This is a genomic window from Shewanella sp. FJAT-52076 (assembly GCF_019457455.1).
Lineage (GTDB): Bacteria > Pseudomonadota > Gammaproteobacteria > Enterobacterales > Shewanellaceae > Shewanella > Shewanella zhangzhouensis.
This window is the reverse complement of the sequence record NZ_CP080415.1, coordinates 1,342,951-1,363,338: the sequence shown is the minus strand read 5'-3', so window position 1 is coordinate 1,363,338 and position 20,388 is coordinate 1,342,951. Positions and strand designations below refer to the sequence as shown.

Here is a 20,388-nt window from a genome sequence, read left to right as displayed (position 1 = left end):
ATCCTATTGTGGATGGCCATCACCATGGAATATCGCCTCGCGAGCCTAGCCCAACTCGACGCCCTTAATGCCCTCGAAAACAGTGCTTTCGAAGGAGACCGCATTTCGCCAAGACAGATGCGCCGGTTCATACAATCCCCCCATGCCTGCCTGATGTTGGCCCTCGATGGCAGCACACTGGCGGCCTACGCACTGGTGCTTTTTCATCGTGGCACTCACCTTGCCCGGCTCTACTCACTTGCAGTCAGCCCCGATTATCGCGGCAGGGGATTGTCCCGGGAACTTCTTGGCCGGGTTGAGCAAATTACGGTGGAAAAAGGCTATATCACCTTACGCCTGGAGGTACGAAATGACAATCTGGCGGCCCGGAATCTGTATCAAAAAATGGGTTATAAGGTGCTGAAATCCTTGGTGCATTATTACGACGATCTCGCCGACGGTGTGAGAATGCACAAGCGATTGGAGCCGCCCGGCCCAAGCACTACTCTGTCCATGCCACTCTACGTACAAACCACTCCGTTCAGCTGTGGCCCCGCTTGTTTGCAAATGGCGTTTGCGGCACTGCGCCACTCATTTCAGCCCAGCAGACTGTTGGAGCTGCAATTGTGGCGCGAGGCCACCACCATTTACATGACCAGCGGCCATGGGGGCTGCAGCGCCGAAGGGCTGGCATTGGCAGCGGTGAATCGGGGCTTTGACGTTACACTCTTCAGTCAGTCTCATACTATTCCTTTTATCGACAGTGTCAGGGATGAGAACAAAAAGGCCATTATCAGCCTGGTGCATGAGGATTTTGTTGGGCAGCTGGCACAAAAAGGCGTGAGCGCCTTGCCGCGGGCACCGACGCTGGAAGAGCTTGAGGGCTATTTGCAACTTGGGGCCGCAGTGCTTCTGCTTATCAGCACCTACCGTTTCAACGGTGAAAAGGGACCACACTGGATTGCCCTGAGTGGCTGCAACCCTGAGTATTTTTTCTTTCACGACCCCTTTGTCGAGCATCAAAAGGATGCTGTGTCCGCCGCCTATGTGCCCGTCAGCCGGGCAGAGCTGGCGAAAGTGATGGGATTTGGGCGCAAAAAACAAACCGCCTGCGTGGTGCTTTACCCAGACAAACAGCACTGAACACTGCTCGGTGTCAGAGTCTGAGGTTTCGGCGGGGAGATATTCACTGTAGCAAGAACAGTCAGTTACGTAAAAGCCTGATGGTCAGCCAGTCTTCATTGTCTTGCGGCTGTGACTTCTCAAGGGCCGTCTTTTCAACCCATACCCCGGCAGCTGCCACCAGCGCCCCGTCGCAGCAGAGCATGGGGATGGATGTTCTGAGCCAGGGCGGTACGTCAAACTCCTGCCAGAGCTTCTTTAATTCCCGCTGCTTACCCCGGCCCACCGGCCAGGCCTTGGTGCTGCCGGGTAAAGCATATACCAGCGTCAGGTTGCCTGTGAGAGCCCCTTGAGGCACTCTGGCTTGCCAAAAACACCCGTCCAGCCCTTCATTCTCTGCGCCTGTTGGCAGCAACTGCAGCTTACCCAAAGGGGTAGCAATACCCTCAGCCAACATCTGCTGCGTGACTGGGGCTTGCACGGCAGACGTTTGGATGACAGACGTTTGAGTGACACAGGCTAGTGAATGACTGCCGTTATCAGCTTCAGTATCGGCGTAAAGCCAGCACTGAAACCGTCTTAAGCGGGTGTGACCAAAACGCAGCGAGACAGCGGCATCCGCCTTGGCGGCAAAGAGCTGGGTTAGTGCCTCTTCCAGTTGAATTTTTGATGGTGGGGGAAGAGCCGCAGCCTCAAGGAAACCACGGACCAATTGCGCCTGCCAGGCTTTTGATAAGGCAGCCGCTGGCTCCAATGCCAACCTGTATACGTCAGTTAAAGGGCAGCGGCTGATAAGCGGTGTCAGACGCTCACTGACCTCTTCATCCAGGAGCATTTGGGTTTGGGCGCACAGCTCAGCGCTGCGACTTGCTGTCGCGCCTATGGCACTCCAGCGGGATTTGAGTCGCGGAATAATGTCCGCTCGCAAAAAATTGCGGTCGAAACGGGTGTCCTGATTGCTTTCATCTTCGATGTGGCTAAGGCCAAGCGCCGACGTAACTTCCTCAAGGAACTCACGGGATACCCCCAGAAAAGGCCTTACCTGAAATGCGCCGCCATCGAGGGACTGTTGTTGCCCCATGGCCGCAAGTCCCCTGGGGCCCAAACCCCGGGCCAGTGCCAGAAGCAGGGTTTCCAACTGGTCGTCCTGATGATGGGCGGTAAGGAGCACGTCGCCTTCGGCCAAATGGGACATTAAGGCAGCATATCTGGCGCTGCGGGCCTCGGCCTCCAGGCTTAAGCGGGCACCTTGCTTTACCCTGACCTTTTCCAGCACAAAATCCAGTCCATAGTGCGCGGCGCGACTCTCGCAGTGGCGGGCCCAGACATCGGCATTGGGGCTTAAGCCATGGTGCACATGCACCAGTAGGCACTGGGCGCCGGGATGGATTTTTGCGTAATGGGAAAGGGCGCAGGCCATAAGCTCTGAGTCCAGCCCGCCGCTGTAACCCAGCACCAGTTTGGAAGGACTCATGCCAGCAAGCGCGGCCTCGATTAACGAGACCAGCGAATCAAGCTTTGCAATTGCTGGCAACGAGCTTTGCATGCCTTTCATCTTAGAACTGGATCCGAATTTTATCCGGGCCTATCAGGGTTTGCAGTGCCAGCACCAGGTCATCGGAGGGGTTAACCCGCCACTCATCGCCCAGTTGCAAGCGGCCGCTGGCATCAGCGCGGCTGAAGTTCACAATCAGGGGCACGGCGCCGCCCTTCCAGGGCGTAATCACGTCAAAAAACTTGTCCAGCATGGGCTCAGTGGCCTGCTGTGACGTCAAATCGACCTCAAGCGCCTTGGCGAAATGGCTTCGGGCCTCGCTGATATCAATGATATTGCGGGCGGTCATGCGGTTGCCGCCGGAGAAGTCATCGAAGCTCACTTCCCCTTCGCAGATAAGAATGCGGTCTTTTTCCAGCAGATGACCAAACTTTTCAAAGGCTTCAGTAAAGAGCATCACCTCAAGGCGGGCGCTCTTGTCATCCAGGGTCAGAAGCCCCATTTTGGAGCCCCGTTTGGTGAGCATCACCCGGCTGGCCACCACCAAACCGGCGGCCTTGACGGTTTTGCCCCGCTCGGTGGGGTGAATATCCTTCAGCCTGCCCGAGGTGTAGTTCTTCAGCTCTTTCAGATACTGATTGATGGGGTGGCCCGTGAGATACAGCCCCAGGGTTTCCCGCTCACCTTCGAGCCAGATTTTGTCCGGCCAGGGGGTGCACTCAACAAATTGCTGCTTGGCGTCTTCCTGATGATCGTTCAGGAGACCAAACATATCGTGCTGGCCTGTGGCCTGGGCCTTGGCGTGTTGATCCGCCGCCTGCATGGCATCTGGCAGTGTCGCCATCATGGAGGCCCGGTGCGGCCCCAGGCTATCCAGTGCCCCAGAGTAAATCAGCTTTTCAATCACCCGCTTGTTAAGTTTTTTCAAGTCGATACGGGCGCAGAAATCGAACAGGTCGTTGAAGGGGCCGTCTTTGCGGGCCTCGAGAATGGCCTCCACCGGCCCCTCACCCACACCCTTGATGGCACCGATGCCATAAACGATGTTGAGGTCTTCATCCACGGTGAACTTGAACAGGCCCTTGTTCACATCCGGCGGAATGATTTTAAGCCCCATGCGATCGCATTCATCCACCAGGGTTACAATCTTGTCGGTGTTGTCCATATCCGCCGACATCACCGCTGCCATAAACTCAGACGGGAAGTGGGTCTTGAGCCACAACGTCTGATAGGACACCAGAGCATAGGCGGCCGAGTGCGATTTGTTGAAGCCGTAACCGGCGAACTTTTCCACCAGGTCGAAGATCTTCATGGCGAGCTCGCCATCCACGCCATTTTGTACCGAGCCGGCTTCAAAGCCTGCTCGCTGCTTGGCCATCTCTTCAGGCTTTTTCTTACCCATAGCCCGGCGCAGCATGTCGGCGCCGCCCAGGGTGTAGCCCGCCAGCGTTTGGGCAATCTGCATCACCTGCTCCTGATAGAGGATGATGCCGTAAGTGGGTTCGAGTATGGGTTTGAGGCTCTCGTGCTGCCAGGTGGCATCCGGGTATGAAATCTCTTCGTGGCCGTGCTTACGGTCAATAAAGTTATCTACCATGCCCGACTGCAGTGGGCCCGGACGGAACAGGGCAACCAATGCAATCATGTCTTCGAAGCAGTCGGGCTGCAGACGCTTGATAAGGTCTTTCATGCCGCGGGATTCAAGCTGGAATACCGCTGTGGTCTCATAGCGTTTGAGCACGCCAAATGATTTGCTGTCATCCAGCGGAATAGCGGCAATATCCACCGGCGGCTTACCAAGCTTAGCCAGTCTGGGGTTAATCATCCCCAGCGCCCAATCGATAATGGTGAGGGTTCTGAGCCCCAAAAAGTCGAACTTTACCAGTCCGGCGTATTCCACATCGTTCTTATCGAACTGAGTAACCGGGTTTTTGCCCTCGGAGTCACAATACAGCGGCGAGAAATCGGTGATTTTGGTGGGCGCAATTACCACGCCACCTGCGTGTTTACCGGCGTTTCGGGTCACGCCCTCAAGCTTACGCGCCATGTCGATAAGGTCTTTCACTTCCTCATCGGCGTCGTAGGCCTCCTGAAGACCGGGCTCGACCTCGAAGGCCTTGGCCAGAGTCATGCCCGGCTCGGGTGGGATCATCTTGGAAATACGGTCTACAAAGCCGTAGGAGTGCCCCAGCACCCGGCCTACGTCACGCACCACCGCCTTGGCGGCCATGGTACCGAAGGTAATGATCTGCGACACAGCCTCGCGGCCGTAAAGCTCGGCCACGTGGTCAATCACCTCATCGCGTCTGTCCATGCAGAAGTCGACGTCGAAGTCGGGCATGGAAACCCGCTCGGGGTTCAAAAAGCGCTCGAACAGCAGGTCGAATTCCAACGGATCAAGGTCGGTAATTTTCAGGGCATAGGCCACCAAAGAGCCCGCGCCCGAGCCCCGGCCCGGTCCCACCGGAATGCCGTTATCCTTACCCCACTGGATAAACTCCATCACGATAAGGAAGTAACCGGGAAATCCCATCTGGTTAATTACCTGAAGCTCAATATCGAGGCGCTCGTCGTATTCCTTGCGCTTCTCGGCTCTAACCTCAGGGTCGGGGAACAGGAATTCCAGCCGCTCTTCAAGGCCCTCTTTGGAGCGCTCCACCAGAAAGTCTTCGGTACTTAAATCACCGGTGGGGAAGTTCGGCAGAAAGTATTCACCGAGGCGCACGGTCGCGTTACAGCGCTTGGCGATCTCCACCGTGTTCTCAATGGCCTCGGGAATATCGGCAAACAGCTCGCACATTTCGTCTTCACTGCGAAGATACTGCTGCTCACTGTATTTTTTAGGGCGGCGATTGTCAGCCAGAGTAAAACCATCGTGAATGGCCACCCGGATTTCGTGGGCTTCAAAGTCTTCCGGACTCAAAAACACCACCTGATTGGTAGCCACCACGGGCAGTCCCACCTCGGCAGCATGCTTCACCGCCATGTGCAGATAGGTTTCTTCGTCGGCCCGGCCAGTGCGGATAAGCTCGATAAAATACCGGTCAGGAAAATGCTGCTGATAAAACTGCGTTAAGCTGGTGGCCTGGGCTGCATTGCCCTTGATAAGCGCCTTACCCAAGTCCCCTTCTTTGGCGCCGGAGAGCAACAAAATGCCACTGTTGTAGGTCAGCAGCCATTCCTGGTCGATTGCCACCCTGCCCTGGACCTGGCCCCGCAGATAAGCCTGACTGATAAGCTGAGTCAGGTTTTGATAACCCTCGTTGTCCATCGCCAGCACTGTGACGGCACAAAACTCGTCTTCAAACCCAGGCACCAGCATCCAGAAGTCGGCACCAATAATGGGCTTAATCCCTTTGTCATGGCAGGTGCTGTAAAATTTCACCAGACCACAGAGGTTATTCTGATCCGTCAGCGCGATTGCCGCCATGCCTTCGGCCTCGGCCTTGCCTAAAATGGGCTTAACCTTTGCCAGACCATCGGTCATGGAAAAATCTGAGTGAACGCGCAGATGAACAAAACGGGGTTGTGACATGAATATTGGGCTTTGGGTTTGCTCTGAAATCAATAGGGAAAGATAACATGGCAGTTAAGGTCAACAAAAGGCTTAACTGGTGGTTTGAATTGACGATGGGGCCTTTTTATACGGGCTAATCAAGATCCACAGTCAATGACCATAGCCCATTTTGCCACTCCCACTGAAATGCCCACGGCGATACTTGAAACTCCTCCTGTTCCCCCCAAAAATGCCAGCAACTGCTTCGCTGAACCTATGATACTCGCATCCAATTGATGGATATCCGGCGCATCCTGAGTGACAAATATTTGCGTATGCCAGATTGAAAAGTCCTCAACCAACGACAGTAAAATCTCCAAGAGCATAGGGTCAATAGCGCTTCCCCTGCGTTGCATCAGTTTGTTCGCCAGATGGCCCACGACGGTTGAAATATCGATGAATTCATCCATTAAGAACAAATGACTGGCAAGATCACTTAAATCCTGAATGACGTTTTGAAAAGATTGAGGATTTGATGTTCCAAGCTTTAGCAACTCAATGTTGATCTTACAGTCATTCAAAATTGCTGCGAGATCACGAATGTCATCCATTGAGATGCCGTGTATCACAGCAAAATCGCGGGCAGAGATGTGTTTGATGTCATGCCTTTTTGGCAGTACGCCTACATCCGAGTCAGAAAAATCGAATAAATCATCTTCCCCAAACAAGGCTATATCTTCTTCTTTTCGAAGCTCAGGACAAAACAGCGTCGCATTTTGGATGAGTTGTAGAGTCGCATCCTGGGAGGTTTTCTTGAGTCTTTGACGCTCGCCTTCTGACTGCTCTTCCATCAATCCGGTGAAGACTTTAAGGAGACTTCTGAAACTCTCAGTGGTGTTTTCAAGCTGTCCCAACTTACTTCTCATCACTGACAAGTCACGCATGGTGACCATAAAGAACGAGACATGGCCTTCTTTCGCCATAACAGGATGAATCGTCCATACGACCTGAAATGTTGAGCCATCTTTACGATAAAAGGTGGTTGCACCTCTGCAGTATCTCGCCGTTGCAATGCACTGATTAATTCTGTCAACGAACTGCTGATTGGTACGCTCACCTACCAGCCGAATAGCCGGCATTCCCATTAACTCGCGAAACTCATAACCCATTAAATTGCACGCTGAAGTATTGGCGTATACAAAGTGTAAATCTTCAGGGTCACCTGCCAACATACAAATCGCATCAAAACTTTGCTCGAAAAGTTGATGTATCAAGCCCAGCGGGTCGACGTGACTGACCAAATTTTCAAGACTGACTTTTTGCATGACATAACTCCGAGGCGGTCATCATAATCTTCCAAGTATGGATGCTCCGGGTTATCTGTAAATTTAAGTCCGGAATGAGATATGCCAATCTGGACAGCCTTGCTGGACAAGGGGATAAATAGCAGGCTAGTTTCCTTAAACGCACGTAGCTGCCCAAACACACTATTACCGCCGCAGCGTAAGGACACTCCATGGCAAATCAGGAAATAAGCAAGTTAAAACAGCTTTTTATCAGCCGCCTCCAGGTGCTTTCACACATACTGAATACGGCAGAAAAACACCTTGGAACCCTCGATGACGCTGTGAAACAGCGACTGGCGCCGGACATGCATCCATTGGCGGTGCAGGTAATCTTTGCCTGTAATCAGCCGAGGGGATTTTCGCAGTGGTGCAAGGGACTTACCGTGGATAATCTGCCGGCAGGAGAGTACAGCCCAGCTGAGCTTAAGCGACTGATTTCAGAAACTGCGGCCATGGTGGAGCAAATCCAGGTTGATGATGCCCGGCTGGACGAAATCAAGCGCATCGGGTTGGGCCCGGGGCGTTACTGTGAATTGCCGGGGTGGGACTATGTAAGTGACTATCTGCTACCCAACCTCTACTTTCACATCAACACCAGCTACGCCATCCTGAGGCACCTTGGGGCGCCGCTGGGCAAAGCTGACTATATGGCGTTTTTGCTGCCCCATGTAAGGCAAGAATGACGCCCTCTTAAGGCAATCCGTTAAATCGAACGGGAAAGCTGAACGCTAAAGCAATGCCAGAATGACGTTCCACACCACTTGAGCCAAGCAGTAACAAAAAAAGCAGCCCGGGCTGCTTTTTTTGTATGTCTGATTAGCTGTTGGCTTCAAGCCACTCCCGCACCGGGCGAAAACTGCGCCTGTGTTCGGGCAACACACCATGGGCACTGAGCGCCTCAAAGTGTGCCTTGGTCGGGTATCCCTTGTGCCCCGCGAAGCCGTACTGGGGATATCTGGCATCCAGCTCTTCCATCTCACGGTCACGGGTGACCTTGGCAATCACAGACGCGGCGCTGATAGCGGCTATCAGGCCATCGCCTTTTACCACCGCATGGGCCGGTAATCCAAAATCCGGTGTGCGGTTGCCATCCACCAAGACAGACTCGGGGACTATAGCCAATCCGGCAACAGCACGCTGCATGGCGAGCATGGTGGCATGGAGAATATTAAGCTCATCGATTTCCCTTGGACTGGCGCGGCCTACCGAGACCGCCAGCGCCCTATCCATAATTTCAAGATAAAGGGCATCACGCTTTTTTTCCGACAGCTTTTTGGAGTCATTCAGGCCGGCAATGGGCTTGCTTGGATCCAGAATAACGGCGGCAGTCACCACATCGCCTACCAGCGGACCACGGCCCACTTCATCGACGCCGGCGACCCGTCCCTGTTGCAGCAGCAATGCCTGCTCAGCACTTAGGTTTTTATACACTGCCATCAGAGCACCTCTGAAGTGCTGCCCAGCGGCGCTTTGGTACCCATCAGCGCATCGACCGCATCCGCTGCCCGCTCGCTGGCGTTTTGCCTGAGGCTGCGATGCATGTCGGTAAACTCAGCTATCAGAGCCCTGTTATCCCGGTTCATCATGGCAACCACCTCAGAAGCAATCTTCTCTGGCGTGCAATCGGCCTGAATAAGTTCCGGCACCAGATCTTTACCGGACAGGAGGTTGGGCAACGAATAACGTTTAATCAGCATCATGCGGCTGGCAATGCTATAGGTCAGCGGCGCTACCCGATAGGCGACGACCATGGGGCGCTTAACCAACATGGCTTCCAGGGTGGCTGTGCCGGACGCCAGCAGTATGCCGTCACTGGCCGCCATAATTTCACGGCTGTGGCCATCAAAGAGCTGAATTTCGAGCCCGGGGGCATGGGCTTCGAGGGCGGCGAGGAACTGCTCGCGGCGCTTCTCATTCACCAGAGGGGTGATAAAACGCACATCGGGTAGCGCCTCTTTAATGGCAACAGCGGCCTTGATAAAAGGCTCACTGAGCATCTTGAGCTCACCGCCGCGGCTGCCGGGGAGTATCGCCAGATATTCGGCGTCCCTATCGAGCCCCAGGATGTCGCGGGCATCATCTTTATTCAGCTCAAGGGGAATATCATCCGCAAGAGTATGCCCCACGAAGGTACAGGGCACCTGATGCTTGTCGTAAAAGGCTTTCTCAAACGGCAGCAAGGACAACACCATATTGGTGGCCTTGGCTATCTTGAAGATACGCTTGGGACGCCAGGCCCACACGGAGGGGCTGACGTAGTGCACCGTCTTGATGCCCTGTTGCTTAAGCTTAAGCTCGACACCAATATTGAAATCCGGCGCATCTATACCAATAAAGCAATCGGGTTTAAGTGCGAGGAGCTGAGAGACCAGAGAGGAGCGTACCTTCAGGAGTCTTGACAGGCGGGAGAGGACTTCGACTATCCCCATCACGGCCAGCTCTTCCATGGCGAACAGGGACTCGAATCCGAGCGCCTCCATACGGGGACCGCCGATACCGACAAAGCGGGCGTCGGGATGTCTGGCCTTGAGGGCTTTAACTAAACCGGCACCTAAAATATCGCCGGAGAGTTCTCCGGCGACCATGGCAAATACAAGTGGCTTGGATTGGCTCATGTTTTCTCTTAACGACCCATAATCCGTTATCGAATAATGCCGCGGCTGGAGCTGGCAACGAAGTCCATCAGTTGCTTCACTTCCGGTACAGTGGCGATTTCGTCGGCCAGTGCCGCAGTGGCTTCTTCCACGGTCAGATTGCTGCGATACAAGGTCTTGTAGGCGCGGCGCACGGCAAGCTGGGCTTCTTTGGAGAAACCACGACGCTTTAGACCTTCGCTGTTCAAACCACGGGGAATCGCTGGCTGACCAGCAGCCATCACGAAAGGCGGCACATCCTGAAGCACCAGCGAGCAGCCTGCCGTAAAGGCATGGGCGCCTATGTGCACAAACTGATGTACACCGGTCATCCCACCCAGAATAACCCAATCACCCACGTGGACGTGTCCGGCGATAGACGCATTGTTGGCCATGATAACGTTGTTGCCCACCACGCAGTCATGGGCGATGTGAACATACGCCATGAACAGGTTATTGGAGCCGATGCGGGTTTCGCTGTTGTCCTGAATTGTGCCACGATGGATGGTCACGTTTTCACGGATGACATTGTTATCACCGATGATAAGCCTGGTGGGCTCGCCGGCGTATTTCTTGTCCTGACAGTCTTCACCGACAGAAGCAAACTGGAAAATCCGGTTGCCTTTGCCTATCACTGTCGGGCCTTTAATCACCACATGGGAGTGAATGATGTTGTCGTCACCGATTTCGACTCCGGGGCCAATATAGCTCCAGGGGCCAATGGTCACGTTGTTGCCAATTTTCGCGTCGGGATGGACGAAGGCTAATTCACTTATCACTTGCTAATCTCTCTGCGGGCACACATGATTTCTGCGCTGCAAACCAGCTCACCATCCACTTTGGCCTCACCATAGAACACACCAATCCCGCGGCGTTCTTTAATCATTTTCACTTCAAAGTGCAGCTGGTCGCCCGGCTCAACAACCCGTTTAAAACGGGCATTGTCGATACCGGCAAAATAATAAAGCACATCCGGCGATGGCTCGCTGCTCATGGTTTTGAATGCCAGAAGGCCAGTTGCCTGGGCCATGGCTTCAAGGATCAATACACCAGGCATCACGGGAGCGACAGGGAAATGCCCTACAAAAAATGGCTCGTTGATGGTGACGTTTTTGATGGCGTGCAAAGATTCACCAGCGGTGAAGTCCAGTACACGGTCAATGAGCAGAAACGGATATCTGTGAGGCAGATACTTAAGTATCTCTTTGATATCCATGGTGTTCATTTGATTAGACACGAATTTTGTTCCTCAGGATGCACTGGCTCGCAAGCGGCTGTGCGTTACTTTTCTTCTTGCTGTTTGCCTTCCAGCACCTTCACGCGCTGGAATAGCTCATCCAGTTGTCTGAAGCGCACTGTATTACGGCGCCACAGCTTGTTTTCCATGGCTACAGTGGCGGAAGAATACACGCCAGGCTCACGGATAATACTGGTAACGTTGGTAGCGCCACTGACATGGGTGCCATCGACGATACTCAGGTGGCCGGCAACGGCACTGTTGCCACCAAGTATACAGTATTTGCCAATAGTCACACTGCCGGCGATGGTGGTGTTGCCAGCAATCGCAGTGTGGGCGCCAATCACATCGTTGTGTGCGATTTGCACCTGATTATCGATAATAACGCCATCGTGAATTTCAGTATGGGACAGGGCGCCCCGGTCAATGGTGGTGCTGGCGCCGATTTCTACATTGTTGCCAATGCGCACACCGCCGGTTTGGGGGATCTTAACCCAATTGCCCCGCTCGTTGGCGTAACCAAAACCATCTGAACCAATAACTGCACCCGAATGAACGATACAGTCCATGCCCAAATGTACATCGTGGTAAACGGTGACGTTGGCCCAAAGACGGGTTCCTGAGCCTATGATGGAATCCTGCCCCACCACGCTGCCGGGACCTATCTGCACCTTGTCACCCAAAATCACATTGGCACCAATGACGGCATTGGCACCAATGCTGACTCCCTCACCCAAACGGGCGCTGGGGTCAATCACAGCTGAAGCATGGATACCTTCAGCTGCATTTGGGGTTGTATCAAGCAATTGCGCGACCCGGGCAAAACCGACGTAGGGGTCTTTGAGAATGAGGGCATTGCCTTCATAGGTGTCAGCATCTTTCGGGGCCAAGAGTACAGCGCTCGCTTTGGTTCCTTCCAGCTGAGCACGGTATTTACTGTTTGCCAAAAAGCTGATTTGTCCGGCACCTGCATCTTCAAGGGTGGCCACTGAGGAGATCAGTAAACTGCCATCGCCCTTGAGTTCTGCTCCCAAATGTTCGGCCAATTGGCCCAGAGTCACTTGCTTCATTTATTACTTGGCCTTGCCCAGCGCTTCTACTACCTTGCTGGAGATATCAAGCTGAGGCTTGGCAAATACCACGGCACCGCTCTGCATCACTACATCGATTTGTTCCTTTTCGGCGATATCTTTGATGACTTGCTGAACCTTAACCAGGATCTTGTTCTGCTCTTCGGCCTGACGACGACGCACGTCTTCCTGCAGGGCTTTGCCCTTCAGTTGCAGATCTGCCTGCAGAGCTTCCATCTTGCGCAGAGCCTCAGTTTTCTGAGTTTCGCTCATCAGCGCTGCATCACGCTGGTTTTTCTCCATCAGGCTGCGCAGATCACCCTGCAGCTTTTTCACTTCGGCTTCACGGTCGCCAAACTCTTTTTCCAGCGCCTTGCCAATCGCTTCACGCTGAGGCAGCTGTTCAAACACGGCACCCATATCAACGACAGCAATTTTCTCTGCGTTGGCAGCCAGTGGCGCGCCAATCAGCATCAGAGTTACGAGTGCACGGTTAAGCATCTTGTTCAAAATAAACTCCTTGTTGTGGTGTTTTGTCACAATCGTCGCCGAGTGTATGTGTTTTAGAAAGTTTTGCCAATATTGAAGGAGAAGATCTCGGTTTCGTCGTCTTCGTACTCTTTAATTGGCCACGCAAGGCTGAATACCATGGGTCCCATGGGTGACAACCACTGTACGCTCATACCCCATGAAGCCCGCAGGCGGCTTGGGTCACTGTAGTCTTCGAGCTTGGAAAATTCCTCAGCTGGCAAAGAGCGATACTTGTCGTAATCAAACTCGGTATCCCAGACGTTACCGGCATCCACAAAGAAGCTGGTACGTACTGAATTGGTGTAGGCCTCATCCAGGAATGGCGTTGGCACGATCAGTTCCAGACTGGCTGTGGCCACGGCGTTACCACCGATGGAGCGACCCTGGCTAACCTGAATTTGGTTAGGATCGCCCGGCAAGCCGCAACCATCTCCACTGGGGTCTGGAGAGCATGGCTCACTGCCACGTACTACGTAGAATGAACGTGGACCCACTGAGTTGGACTTAAAGCCTCGCAGGCTGCTGGAACCACCCGAGTAGTAGTTTTCCCAGAATGGCAGGATCTGGTCATTACCGTTGAAGTCACCGTAACCATTACCGTAACCGATGCGGGCACGGCTCAGCACCACAAAGCTGTGGCTTCGGGTCAGCGGGAAGTAGAAGTTGGTATCAAAGTCTGCCTTGAAGTACTGCAGATCCGAGCCCGGAGTCGACATCTTGCCTGACAAGCGCTGGCTGGAGCCATCAGTCGGGAAGGTACCGCGGTTCAGGGTGCTTCTGTACCAACCGGCGTTCAGCTCAAAGTTATTGAAGCTGAGGTCGGAGTTAGGATCGTCTTCATCACGGTAAATGTTATAGAAGCGCAGCGCCTGTTCGTACGCCGAAATTTCCGAAATGGTGTTGTGACGGAAACCAATACCAAAGTTCAGTCGGTTGTACTCATTCACCGGGAAACCGCTGCTAAGGGCAACACCGTAAGAGCTATTTTTATAACGCTCAAGGTTGGCCTCGTTGGCATCGAATTCGTTCCAGTAAATGTTTCCACCCAAACTCACACCGTCTTTAGTGAAGTAAGGATCTGAGTACGACAGGCTGACGTTCTTGGAATACTTGTTGGTATTGATGTTGATACCGGCCTGGTTACCCGTGCCAAGGAAGTTGCTCTGCTGCACACCAAACTGCAGGCTGATGCCCGACTCGGTGCCATAACCAATACCGGCGTTAAAGGAGCCAGATGGCTGCTCTTTCACTTTAAAGGCCACGTCTACCAGATCATCAGTACCGGGAACCTGAACGGTTTCAGTATCGACGGTTTCAAAGAAGCCCAAACGGTTCAACCGGTTTTTCGACAGTTCAACGTTGGCGGAGTTGAGCCAGGCGCCTTCCATCTGACGCAGCTCACGGCGCAGCACTTCATCCTTGGTCACAGTGTTACCGGTGAAGTTAACGGAGCGAACATACACACGCTTACCGGGGCGCACGTTCACATTGAGGGTCACCTCTTTGCTTTCGTCGTCAATTTCCGGATAGGTCTTCACTTCGGGATAGGCATAACCGAAACGCCCCAGATACTTGGAGTACATTTCTTCGGTAAAGGTCACGTCGGCGCCGTTGTACTGATCGCCCGCCTTGATAGGCAGAATGGCTCGCATCAGTTCTTCGCGGCCCATCAGATCGCCGGTGAGGTTAACTTCCTTCACCTTGTACTGCTCACCTTCATCCACGTTAATAGTGATGTACAGGCCCTTGCGATCGGGTGTCATCGCCACCTGAGTGGATGTCACATCAAAGCGGATATAGCCGTTGTTGTGGTAGTGGGTCTTGATGGTTTCAAGGTCCGCCTGCAGCTTTTGCTTCTGGTAGCGACGCTCACCAAAGAGATCCCACCAGGCCACATAGTCTTTGAGCTCCAGCATGCCAATCAACTCGGCGTCGGAGAACTTGCTGTTGCCCACGATATTGATCTGACGAATTTCGGCCGCCAGACCTTCGGTAAATTTGAATTTCAATTCGACGCGGTTGCGGGGGAGGTTAATCACCTGAGCCTCAACCTTGGCACCGTATTTACCCACACCGTAGTAGAAGTCCTGCAGACCTTTTTCGATACCGGACAGCATGGTGCGATCGAGGGCTTCACCCACCTTCACACCACTGCTATCAAGGCTTTCCTGCAGCTGCTCGTCTTTGATGTCCTTGTTACCTTCAAACGTCACCTCACTGATGGTGGGACGCTCTTTGACGGTCACAACGAGGACGCCGTCATCATTGGCAACCGAGACAGTATCAAAGTTGGTAGTGGCATAAAGGCTCTTGATGGCCTGCTGCAGTTTCAGCTGGTCAACGGTATCACCTACCTTGATTGGCAGGCTGAGCAAGGCAGCACCCAGTGCAACACGTTGCAAACCTTCTACTTGAATGTCGGTGACTGTGAATGGCGCAAAGGTCTCAGCCAGACCTGTCCCTGAATATGATGCGCCTAGCAGCATCATAGAGGCAAAAAGCTTATTCAATCTCATAGAGCACTTCTGATTATTTGTCTGTCCTTGCTCAGAGTCGGGCAAAATCATTGAAAAGGGCGATACTCATCAACATTAGCAGCAGGGCTGCCCCAAATCTGAATCCTATTTCCTGTACCTTTTCGGGTACAGGCTTCCCGGTGATCACTTCCACAAAGTAATACAGCAAATGGCCCCCATCGAGCACGGGTAAAGGCAACAGGTTAATGATGCCCAGGTTCACGCTGATAAGAGCCAAAAATCCCAAAAAGTACACCAAGCCGTAGTTGGCGCTATTCCCGGCGCCCTGAGCGATTGAAATTGGACCGCTCAGATTCTTCACCGACACATCTCCGGTAAAGAGTTTACCTATCATCTTCACACTCACCACAGTCAACTGCCAGGTCTTGTCGGCAGCAACAGCCAGTGAGTCTAACACGCCATATTTCAACTGAATACGCATGGATTCAGGCAGTTCGCTGGCCTGGGGTGTAATGCCAATTAAGCCAACGTCCTTACCCTGGGCGTCTTTACCGAGTTTCGGCGTGGCGGTCAGCTGTTTTTGCTCGCCACCACGTTTGATAGTGACTTGCAGCGGCTTGTTGGCTGAGGTCTGAATTGTGGCCACAAACCATTCCCACCCGCCATAGCTGACGCCATTGATACCGACAATCTCGTCTCCGGCTTTGATCCCCGCTTCATCGGCGGCGCTGCCTGGCGTCACAGCCGCCACTAAGGGCAACACCTGAGGCCTCAGCATACCCAGCCCAAGAGTGCTGATAGCCGACTCTTTTTCAGGGTCAAATTTCCAGTTGCGGGTATCCAGGGTGTAGGTGCGCTCGCCACCGCTCTGCCCTTCCAGGCGAGCCAAAGGTGCCAGTGTCAGGCTCAGGCTGTCATCCCCTATGTGGCCAACCAGGGCGAGGTTAACCTCTTCCCAGTTGCGCACCTTCTGTCCTGAGACCGCAAGGATTTGCATGGGTTCCGTGACTGTGATGACAGACGCCGAAGAATTTTGGTGGGTAGCATTAATCACCGGCTTTAAGGAGGGCACGCCAATCAGGTACATGATGTAGAGCGCAAACACGGCGAAAATGAAATTTGCCACCGGGCCAGCTGCCACAATAGCGATGCGCTGCCAAACGTTTTTGCGATTAAACGCTTGGGACTGGAGCGTTGCAGGCACGTCGTCAACGCGCTCATCCAGCATTTTGACATAGCCACCCAGTGGGATCATGGCGATGACATACTCGGTACCATCCTGGCCAACACGACGCCAGATGGGCTTACCAAAACCGATGGAGAAACGCTCCACCTTCACGCCACAGCGCCGGGCAATATAAAAGTGTCCGTATTCGTGCGCAGTGATCAGTAAACCCAGCGCAACGATGAAAGATGCGGCATTCCAGAGGATGTCGTACATGTCTCTCCTTCGAGTAAATTCCTATTGAACCCGGCTAATCAGTTGGTTCGCCAGTCGGCGCGCCTCCAAATCCAGCGCGAGTATGGCATCCAGTGAGTCCAGATGCGTCTTGGCTATCTTACCCAGACATTCGCCATTAATCACAGCGATATCAGTAAATCCAATCCGTCCGTCCAAAAACGCAGCCACCGCCACTTCGTTGGCGGCATTGAGCACAGTGGTCGCCTCCTGGCCTTGATGGCAGGCATCCATGGCAAGTTTCAGGCACGGGAAACGGCTGTAATCCGGCTCACAAAAGCTTAAGTGTCCGACTTTGAAAAAGTCCAAAGGTTCCACACCGGCTGAAATTCGCTGCGGATAGGCCATGGCATGGGCAATGGGAGTACGCATATCCGGGTTACCCATTTGTGCCAGCACGCTGCCGTCACGGTACTGGACCATGGAATGAATGACACTTTGCGGATGAATAACGACCTTGAGCTCATCTCTGGCGGTGTTGAACAGCCAACGGGCCTCAATAAACTCCAGCCCCTTGTTCATCATGGTGGCCGAGTCTACTGAGATTTTCGGGCCCATGGACCAATTGGGATGCTTACAGGCCTGAGCGGGCGTCATGGCGGCCAGCGTGTCCAGCGGCGATGTTAAAAACGGGCCACCGGAGCCGGTCAGTAAAATGTGGGAAATACCGGCTGCTGATAAATCACAGTAACCGATTTCTCGCTGTACCTGCTCTGGCAGGCACTGGAATATCGCATTATGTTCACTGTCCACCGGTAAGAGCTGGGCGCCGCTCTTCTTGGTTTCCTCGATAAAGAGTTCACCGGACATGACCAGTGCTTCTTTATTGGCAAGCAACACCCGTTTACCGGCACGAACCGCAGCGAGGGTTGGCAGAAGTCCCGCAGCGCCCACAATGGCGGCCATAACCGTATCTACTTCGGCGGCCGTCACCAGCCCAATCAGCGCATCATCACCGCTGGAAACCTCAATCCCAAGTCCCGTCGGCAAAGTATCGGCCAGGCGTTTTGCCGCTGACTCATCCACCATGTGGGCGTAACGAGGGCGATGCTCAATGCAAAGCTCCCGCATCCGTTCCACACTGGTGGCTGCCACCAAGGCAAATGCCCGATAACTCTCCGGGTTACGTTTGATGACATCCAGAGTACTTTTACCGATAGAGCCTGTGGCCCCGAGGATCACCATATTTTGCATGATTACATCCAGAAGGCGATGTAGATAAGGGTAAAGACCGGCAGCGCCGCCGTGAGGCTATCGATGCGGTCAAGCACCCCACCGTGACCGGGCAAAATGGTTCCTGAATCTTTAATGTTGGCCACCCGCTTGAACATGCTCTCGGTTAAATCACCGAGCGCCGAAGCCAGTGCAGTAAAGAGGGTCACGGCAATCACCAGTCCCAACTCCTGCTGGGGTGACAGACTCATCACAATAGCCACCACTATCATGGTGGTAAGCAAGCCACCCACCAGGCCTTCCACGGTTTTGGCGGGGCTGACATTGGGCGCAAGCTTGGTACGCCCCAGAGCCTTACCAACGAAGTAAGCCCCCGAGTCTGCAGCCCAGACTACCAACATCACCAAAAAGACCATCACACCACCGAAGTAGGGTGATGCGGCGGTACTCAGGGATTTAAGGGCAATGAGTGCGACAAAACAGGGCAGCAGCGTCAGCTGCCCAAACATGGATTTCAGCATATGGCTGCGCTGCCACAGGCGAGCGCTTTTGGGATAGGTCACGACCAGCGCCATGGCAATAACCCACCACAATCCGCCCAGCAATGTCACCGCCAGAAAAATGGGGTGCAATTGCCCCGAATGCCACACCTCGGATGCCGGCACCAATATATTCAGGGCCACCAGCAAAATGCCCAGGGTCAGCGTAAAGCTCCACTGGGTCATCTGACAACCGGCATCAATAATTCGTCCCCACTCTTTTGCGGCAATTAAAAATACGCCCACCAGCGCCCAGGCAAAAATGGATGAAGGCAAATAGAAGATGGCGCCAAATACCAGTGGGATAAGCCAGATTGCTGTTATTATTCGTTGTTTTAGCAAAAAACGTCCCTCGTAAAAGATGACTTAAGCACGCAAGGCTTCGATTTGACTTCCGGTCAAACCAAAACGGCGCTGGCGGCTCGCAAATAAAGCGATAGCCTCTTTGAAACACTGCTCGTCGAAATCCGGCCACAGGGTGTCAGTAAACACCAACTCAGCGTAGGCCGCCTGCCAGAGCACAAAATTGCTGATGCGGTAATCGCCACCAGTACGGATCATTAAATCAACTTCGCCCTGATTTTGCATGCATAAATGCTGACTTAATGCCTCTTCGGTAAACTGACTGCTGTCGATTTCACCAGATGCCAGCTTTTGTGCCAGCTGCTGTGCTGCCTGGAGTATGTCCCAGCGCCCGCCATAGTTGGCTGCAACGTTTAGGACAAGGCCAGTGTTCTTGGCTGTTTTCTCTTCGGCGTCGCGAATTTGCTGCTGCAGCCTGTCCGAGAAACGGCTGGTATCACCGATGATGTTCAACCTGACCCCATTTTTACTGAGCAGCTTGATTTCCCGTTTAAGCACAGTGAAAAACAGCTCCATCAGCAAGCTGACTTCCGCATCGGGGCGACGCCAGTTTTCGCTGGAGAAGGCAAACAGGGTTAACGACTTGATGCCCAATTGGCTTGCCGTACTCACAGCCCGGCGCACGGCCTTAACGCCCGCCTTATGCCCCATTACTCTGGGTTTGCCCTGTGCCTGTGCCCAACGGCCATTGCCATCCATAATGATGGCCACATGCTGGGGCAGAGACTGGTTGACCAACCCTGAGACATCACCGAGTTGAGCATCCAACGCCAAATCAGCGGCAATTTCCCTATTGGAAGACATCGATATACAACCCTATAAATAAACAAACGCCGTGTAGTATACCCCTACACGGCGTCTTAACTCTAGCTTGCTGACCGGAGGGTTAGACCTCCATCAACTCCGCTTCTTTGGCAGCCAGGATCTCGTCGATCTTCTTAATGTGCAGATCGGTGATTTTCTGAACTTCTTCTTCGGAGCGACGTACGTCGTCTTCGGTACACTCTTTCTCTTTTTCCAGCTGCTTGAAGCTGGAGTTGGCATCGCGACGTACGTTACGAATGGCTACACGGCCCTGCTCTGCTTCGGCGCGAACCACTTTAACCAGGTCACGACGACGCTCTTCAGTCAGTGGAGGCAGCGGAATGCGGATGGTCGCACCGGCAGACATGGGGTTCAGACCCAGGTCTGAGCTCATGATGGCTTTCTCTACCGCTTGAATGGCGCTGCGGTCAAACACGTTTACCGCCAGAGTGCGAGAGTCTTCAATGGTTACGTTACCCACTTGCTTCAGGGGCGTCATGGAACCGTAGTAGTTTACCTGAATGGTATCCAGCAGACTTGGGTGGGCACGGCCAGTACGGACCTTGGCCATTTGGGCCTTGGTGGCCTCTACACACTTGCCCATGCGATCCTGAGCATCTTTCTTGATATCTTCAATCACGTTAAATGTCCTTTTCGGTCATTA

General features: G+C 53.5%; 17 protein-coding genes. 2 read left to right on the top strand and 15 right to left on the bottom strand.

Annotated elements, in window-relative coordinates:
- Positions 1-24 precede the first annotated feature (24 nt).
- Positions 25-1,122, top strand: a complete 1,098-nt coding sequence (locus K0H79_RS05925) for a GNAT family N-acetyltransferase/peptidase C39 family protein (RefSeq protein WP_258405483.1) — start codon at positions 25-27, stop codon at positions 1,120-1,122.
- A gap of 61 nt (positions 1,123-1,183) precedes the next feature.
- Here K0H79_RS05925 and tilS read toward each other — a convergent pair whose 3' ends face one another.
- From tilS to K0H79_RS05910, 3 genes are all read right to left on the bottom strand, one after another.
- Positions 1,184-2,575 carry a tRNA lysidine(34) synthetase TilS gene (gene tilS, locus K0H79_RS05920; RefSeq protein ID WP_220077633.1) on the bottom strand — a complete coding sequence of 464 codons (1,392 nt, stop codon included), beginning with the start codon at positions 2,573-2,575 and terminating at the stop codon, positions 1,184-1,186.
- Positions 2,576-2,657: 82 nt separating this feature from the next.
- Positions 2,658-6,131, bottom strand: coding sequence for a DNA polymerase III subunit alpha (gene dnaE, locus K0H79_RS05915; RefSeq protein ID WP_220077632.1), 3,474 nt, complete (start codon positions 6,129-6,131; stop codon positions 2,658-2,660).
- Between the two features lie 119 nt (positions 6,132-6,250).
- Entirely contained in the window at positions 6,251-7,417 is a 1,167-nt protein-coding gene (locus tag K0H79_RS05910; protein ID WP_220077631.1) for a PAS domain-containing protein, read from the bottom strand.
- 191 nt (positions 7,418-7,608) lie between these two features.
- On the opposite strand from K0H79_RS05910, the gene K0H79_RS05905 reads away from it, so the two are divergent.
- On the top strand, positions 7,609-8,121 hold the full coding sequence (locus tag K0H79_RS05905) for a DUF1993 domain-containing protein (protein WP_220077630.1): 513 nt from the start codon (positions 7,609-7,611) through the stop codon (positions 8,119-8,121).
- Positions 8,122-8,254: 133 nt separating this feature from the next.
- Here the strand turns inward: K0H79_RS05905 and rnhB are convergent, their stop codons facing one another.
- The 12 genes from rnhB to frr all read right to left on the bottom strand — a co-directional run bounded on the left by rnhB (position 8,255) and on the right by frr (position 20,364).
- The gene (gene rnhB, locus K0H79_RS05900) at positions 8,255-8,875 is read right to left on the bottom strand and encodes a ribonuclease HII (RefSeq protein WP_220077629.1); all 621 of its coding nucleotides are present in this window, start codon (positions 8,873-8,875) and stop codon (positions 8,255-8,257) included.
- Complete coding sequence (gene lpxB / locus K0H79_RS05895; RefSeq protein WP_220077628.1) at positions 8,875-10,053, bottom strand: lipid-A-disaccharide synthase; 1,179 nt, start codon at positions 10,051-10,053, stop codon at positions 8,875-8,877. Before lpxB ends, rnhB begins: the two co-directional genes overlap by 1 nt.
- A 26-nt stretch (positions 10,054-10,079) precedes the next feature.
- A complete protein-coding gene (gene lpxA, locus K0H79_RS05890) occupies positions 10,080-10,850 on the bottom strand; it encodes an acyl-ACP--UDP-N-acetylglucosamine O-acyltransferase (RefSeq protein WP_220077627.1) in 771 nt (256 codons plus the stop codon).
- Complete coding sequence (gene fabZ / locus K0H79_RS05885; RefSeq protein ID WP_011759266.1) at positions 10,847-11,308, bottom strand: 3-hydroxyacyl-ACP dehydratase FabZ; 462 nt, start codon at positions 11,306-11,308, stop codon at positions 10,847-10,849. Before fabZ ends, lpxA begins: the two co-directional genes overlap by 4 nt.
- Before the next feature lie 44 nt (positions 11,309-11,352).
- Positions 11,353-12,378 (bottom strand): UDP-3-O-(3-hydroxymyristoyl)glucosamine N-acyltransferase, encoded by a 1,026-nt coding sequence (gene lpxD / locus K0H79_RS05880; protein WP_220077626.1) that lies wholly within the window; start codon positions 12,376-12,378, stop codon positions 11,353-11,355.
- A gap of 3 nt (positions 12,379-12,381) precedes the next feature.
- A complete protein-coding gene (locus K0H79_RS05875; RefSeq protein ID WP_041410172.1) occupies positions 12,382-12,879 on the bottom strand; it encodes an OmpH family outer membrane protein in 498 nt (165 codons plus the stop codon).
- A 62-nt stretch (positions 12,880-12,941) separates the two neighbouring features.
- Complete coding sequence (gene bamA, locus K0H79_RS05870; protein WP_220077625.1) at positions 12,942-15,425, bottom strand: outer membrane protein assembly factor BamA; 2,484 nt, start codon at positions 15,423-15,425, stop codon at positions 12,942-12,944.
- Between the two features lie 31 nt (positions 15,426-15,456).
- Positions 15,457-16,827 carry a sigma E protease regulator RseP gene (gene rseP / locus K0H79_RS05865; protein WP_220077624.1) on the bottom strand — a complete coding sequence of 457 codons (1,371 nt, stop codon included), beginning with the start codon at positions 16,825-16,827 and terminating at the stop codon, positions 15,457-15,459.
- A 21-nt stretch (positions 16,828-16,848) separates the two neighbouring features.
- The gene (gene ispC, locus K0H79_RS05860; protein WP_220077623.1) at positions 16,849-18,039 is read right to left on the bottom strand and encodes a 1-deoxy-D-xylulose-5-phosphate reductoisomerase; all 1,191 of its coding nucleotides are present in this window, start codon (positions 18,037-18,039) and stop codon (positions 16,849-16,851) included.
- Positions 18,040-18,041: 2 nt separating this feature from the next.
- Positions 18,042-18,899: a phosphatidate cytidylyltransferase gene (locus tag K0H79_RS05855; RefSeq protein WP_220067189.1), complete on the bottom strand. Its 858-nt coding sequence runs from the start codon at positions 18,897-18,899 to the stop codon at positions 18,042-18,044.
- Positions 18,900-18,923: 24 nt separating this feature from the next.
- Entirely contained in the window at positions 18,924-19,724 is an 801-nt protein-coding gene (locus K0H79_RS05850; protein WP_220067188.1) for an isoprenyl transferase, read from the bottom strand.
- 82 nt (positions 19,725-19,806) lie between these two features.
- Positions 19,807-20,364 carry a ribosome recycling factor gene (gene frr, locus K0H79_RS05845; protein ID WP_220067187.1) on the bottom strand — a complete coding sequence of 186 codons (558 nt, stop codon included), beginning with the start codon at positions 20,362-20,364 and terminating at the stop codon, positions 19,807-19,809.
- Positions 20,365-20,388: the final 24 nt, after the last annotated feature.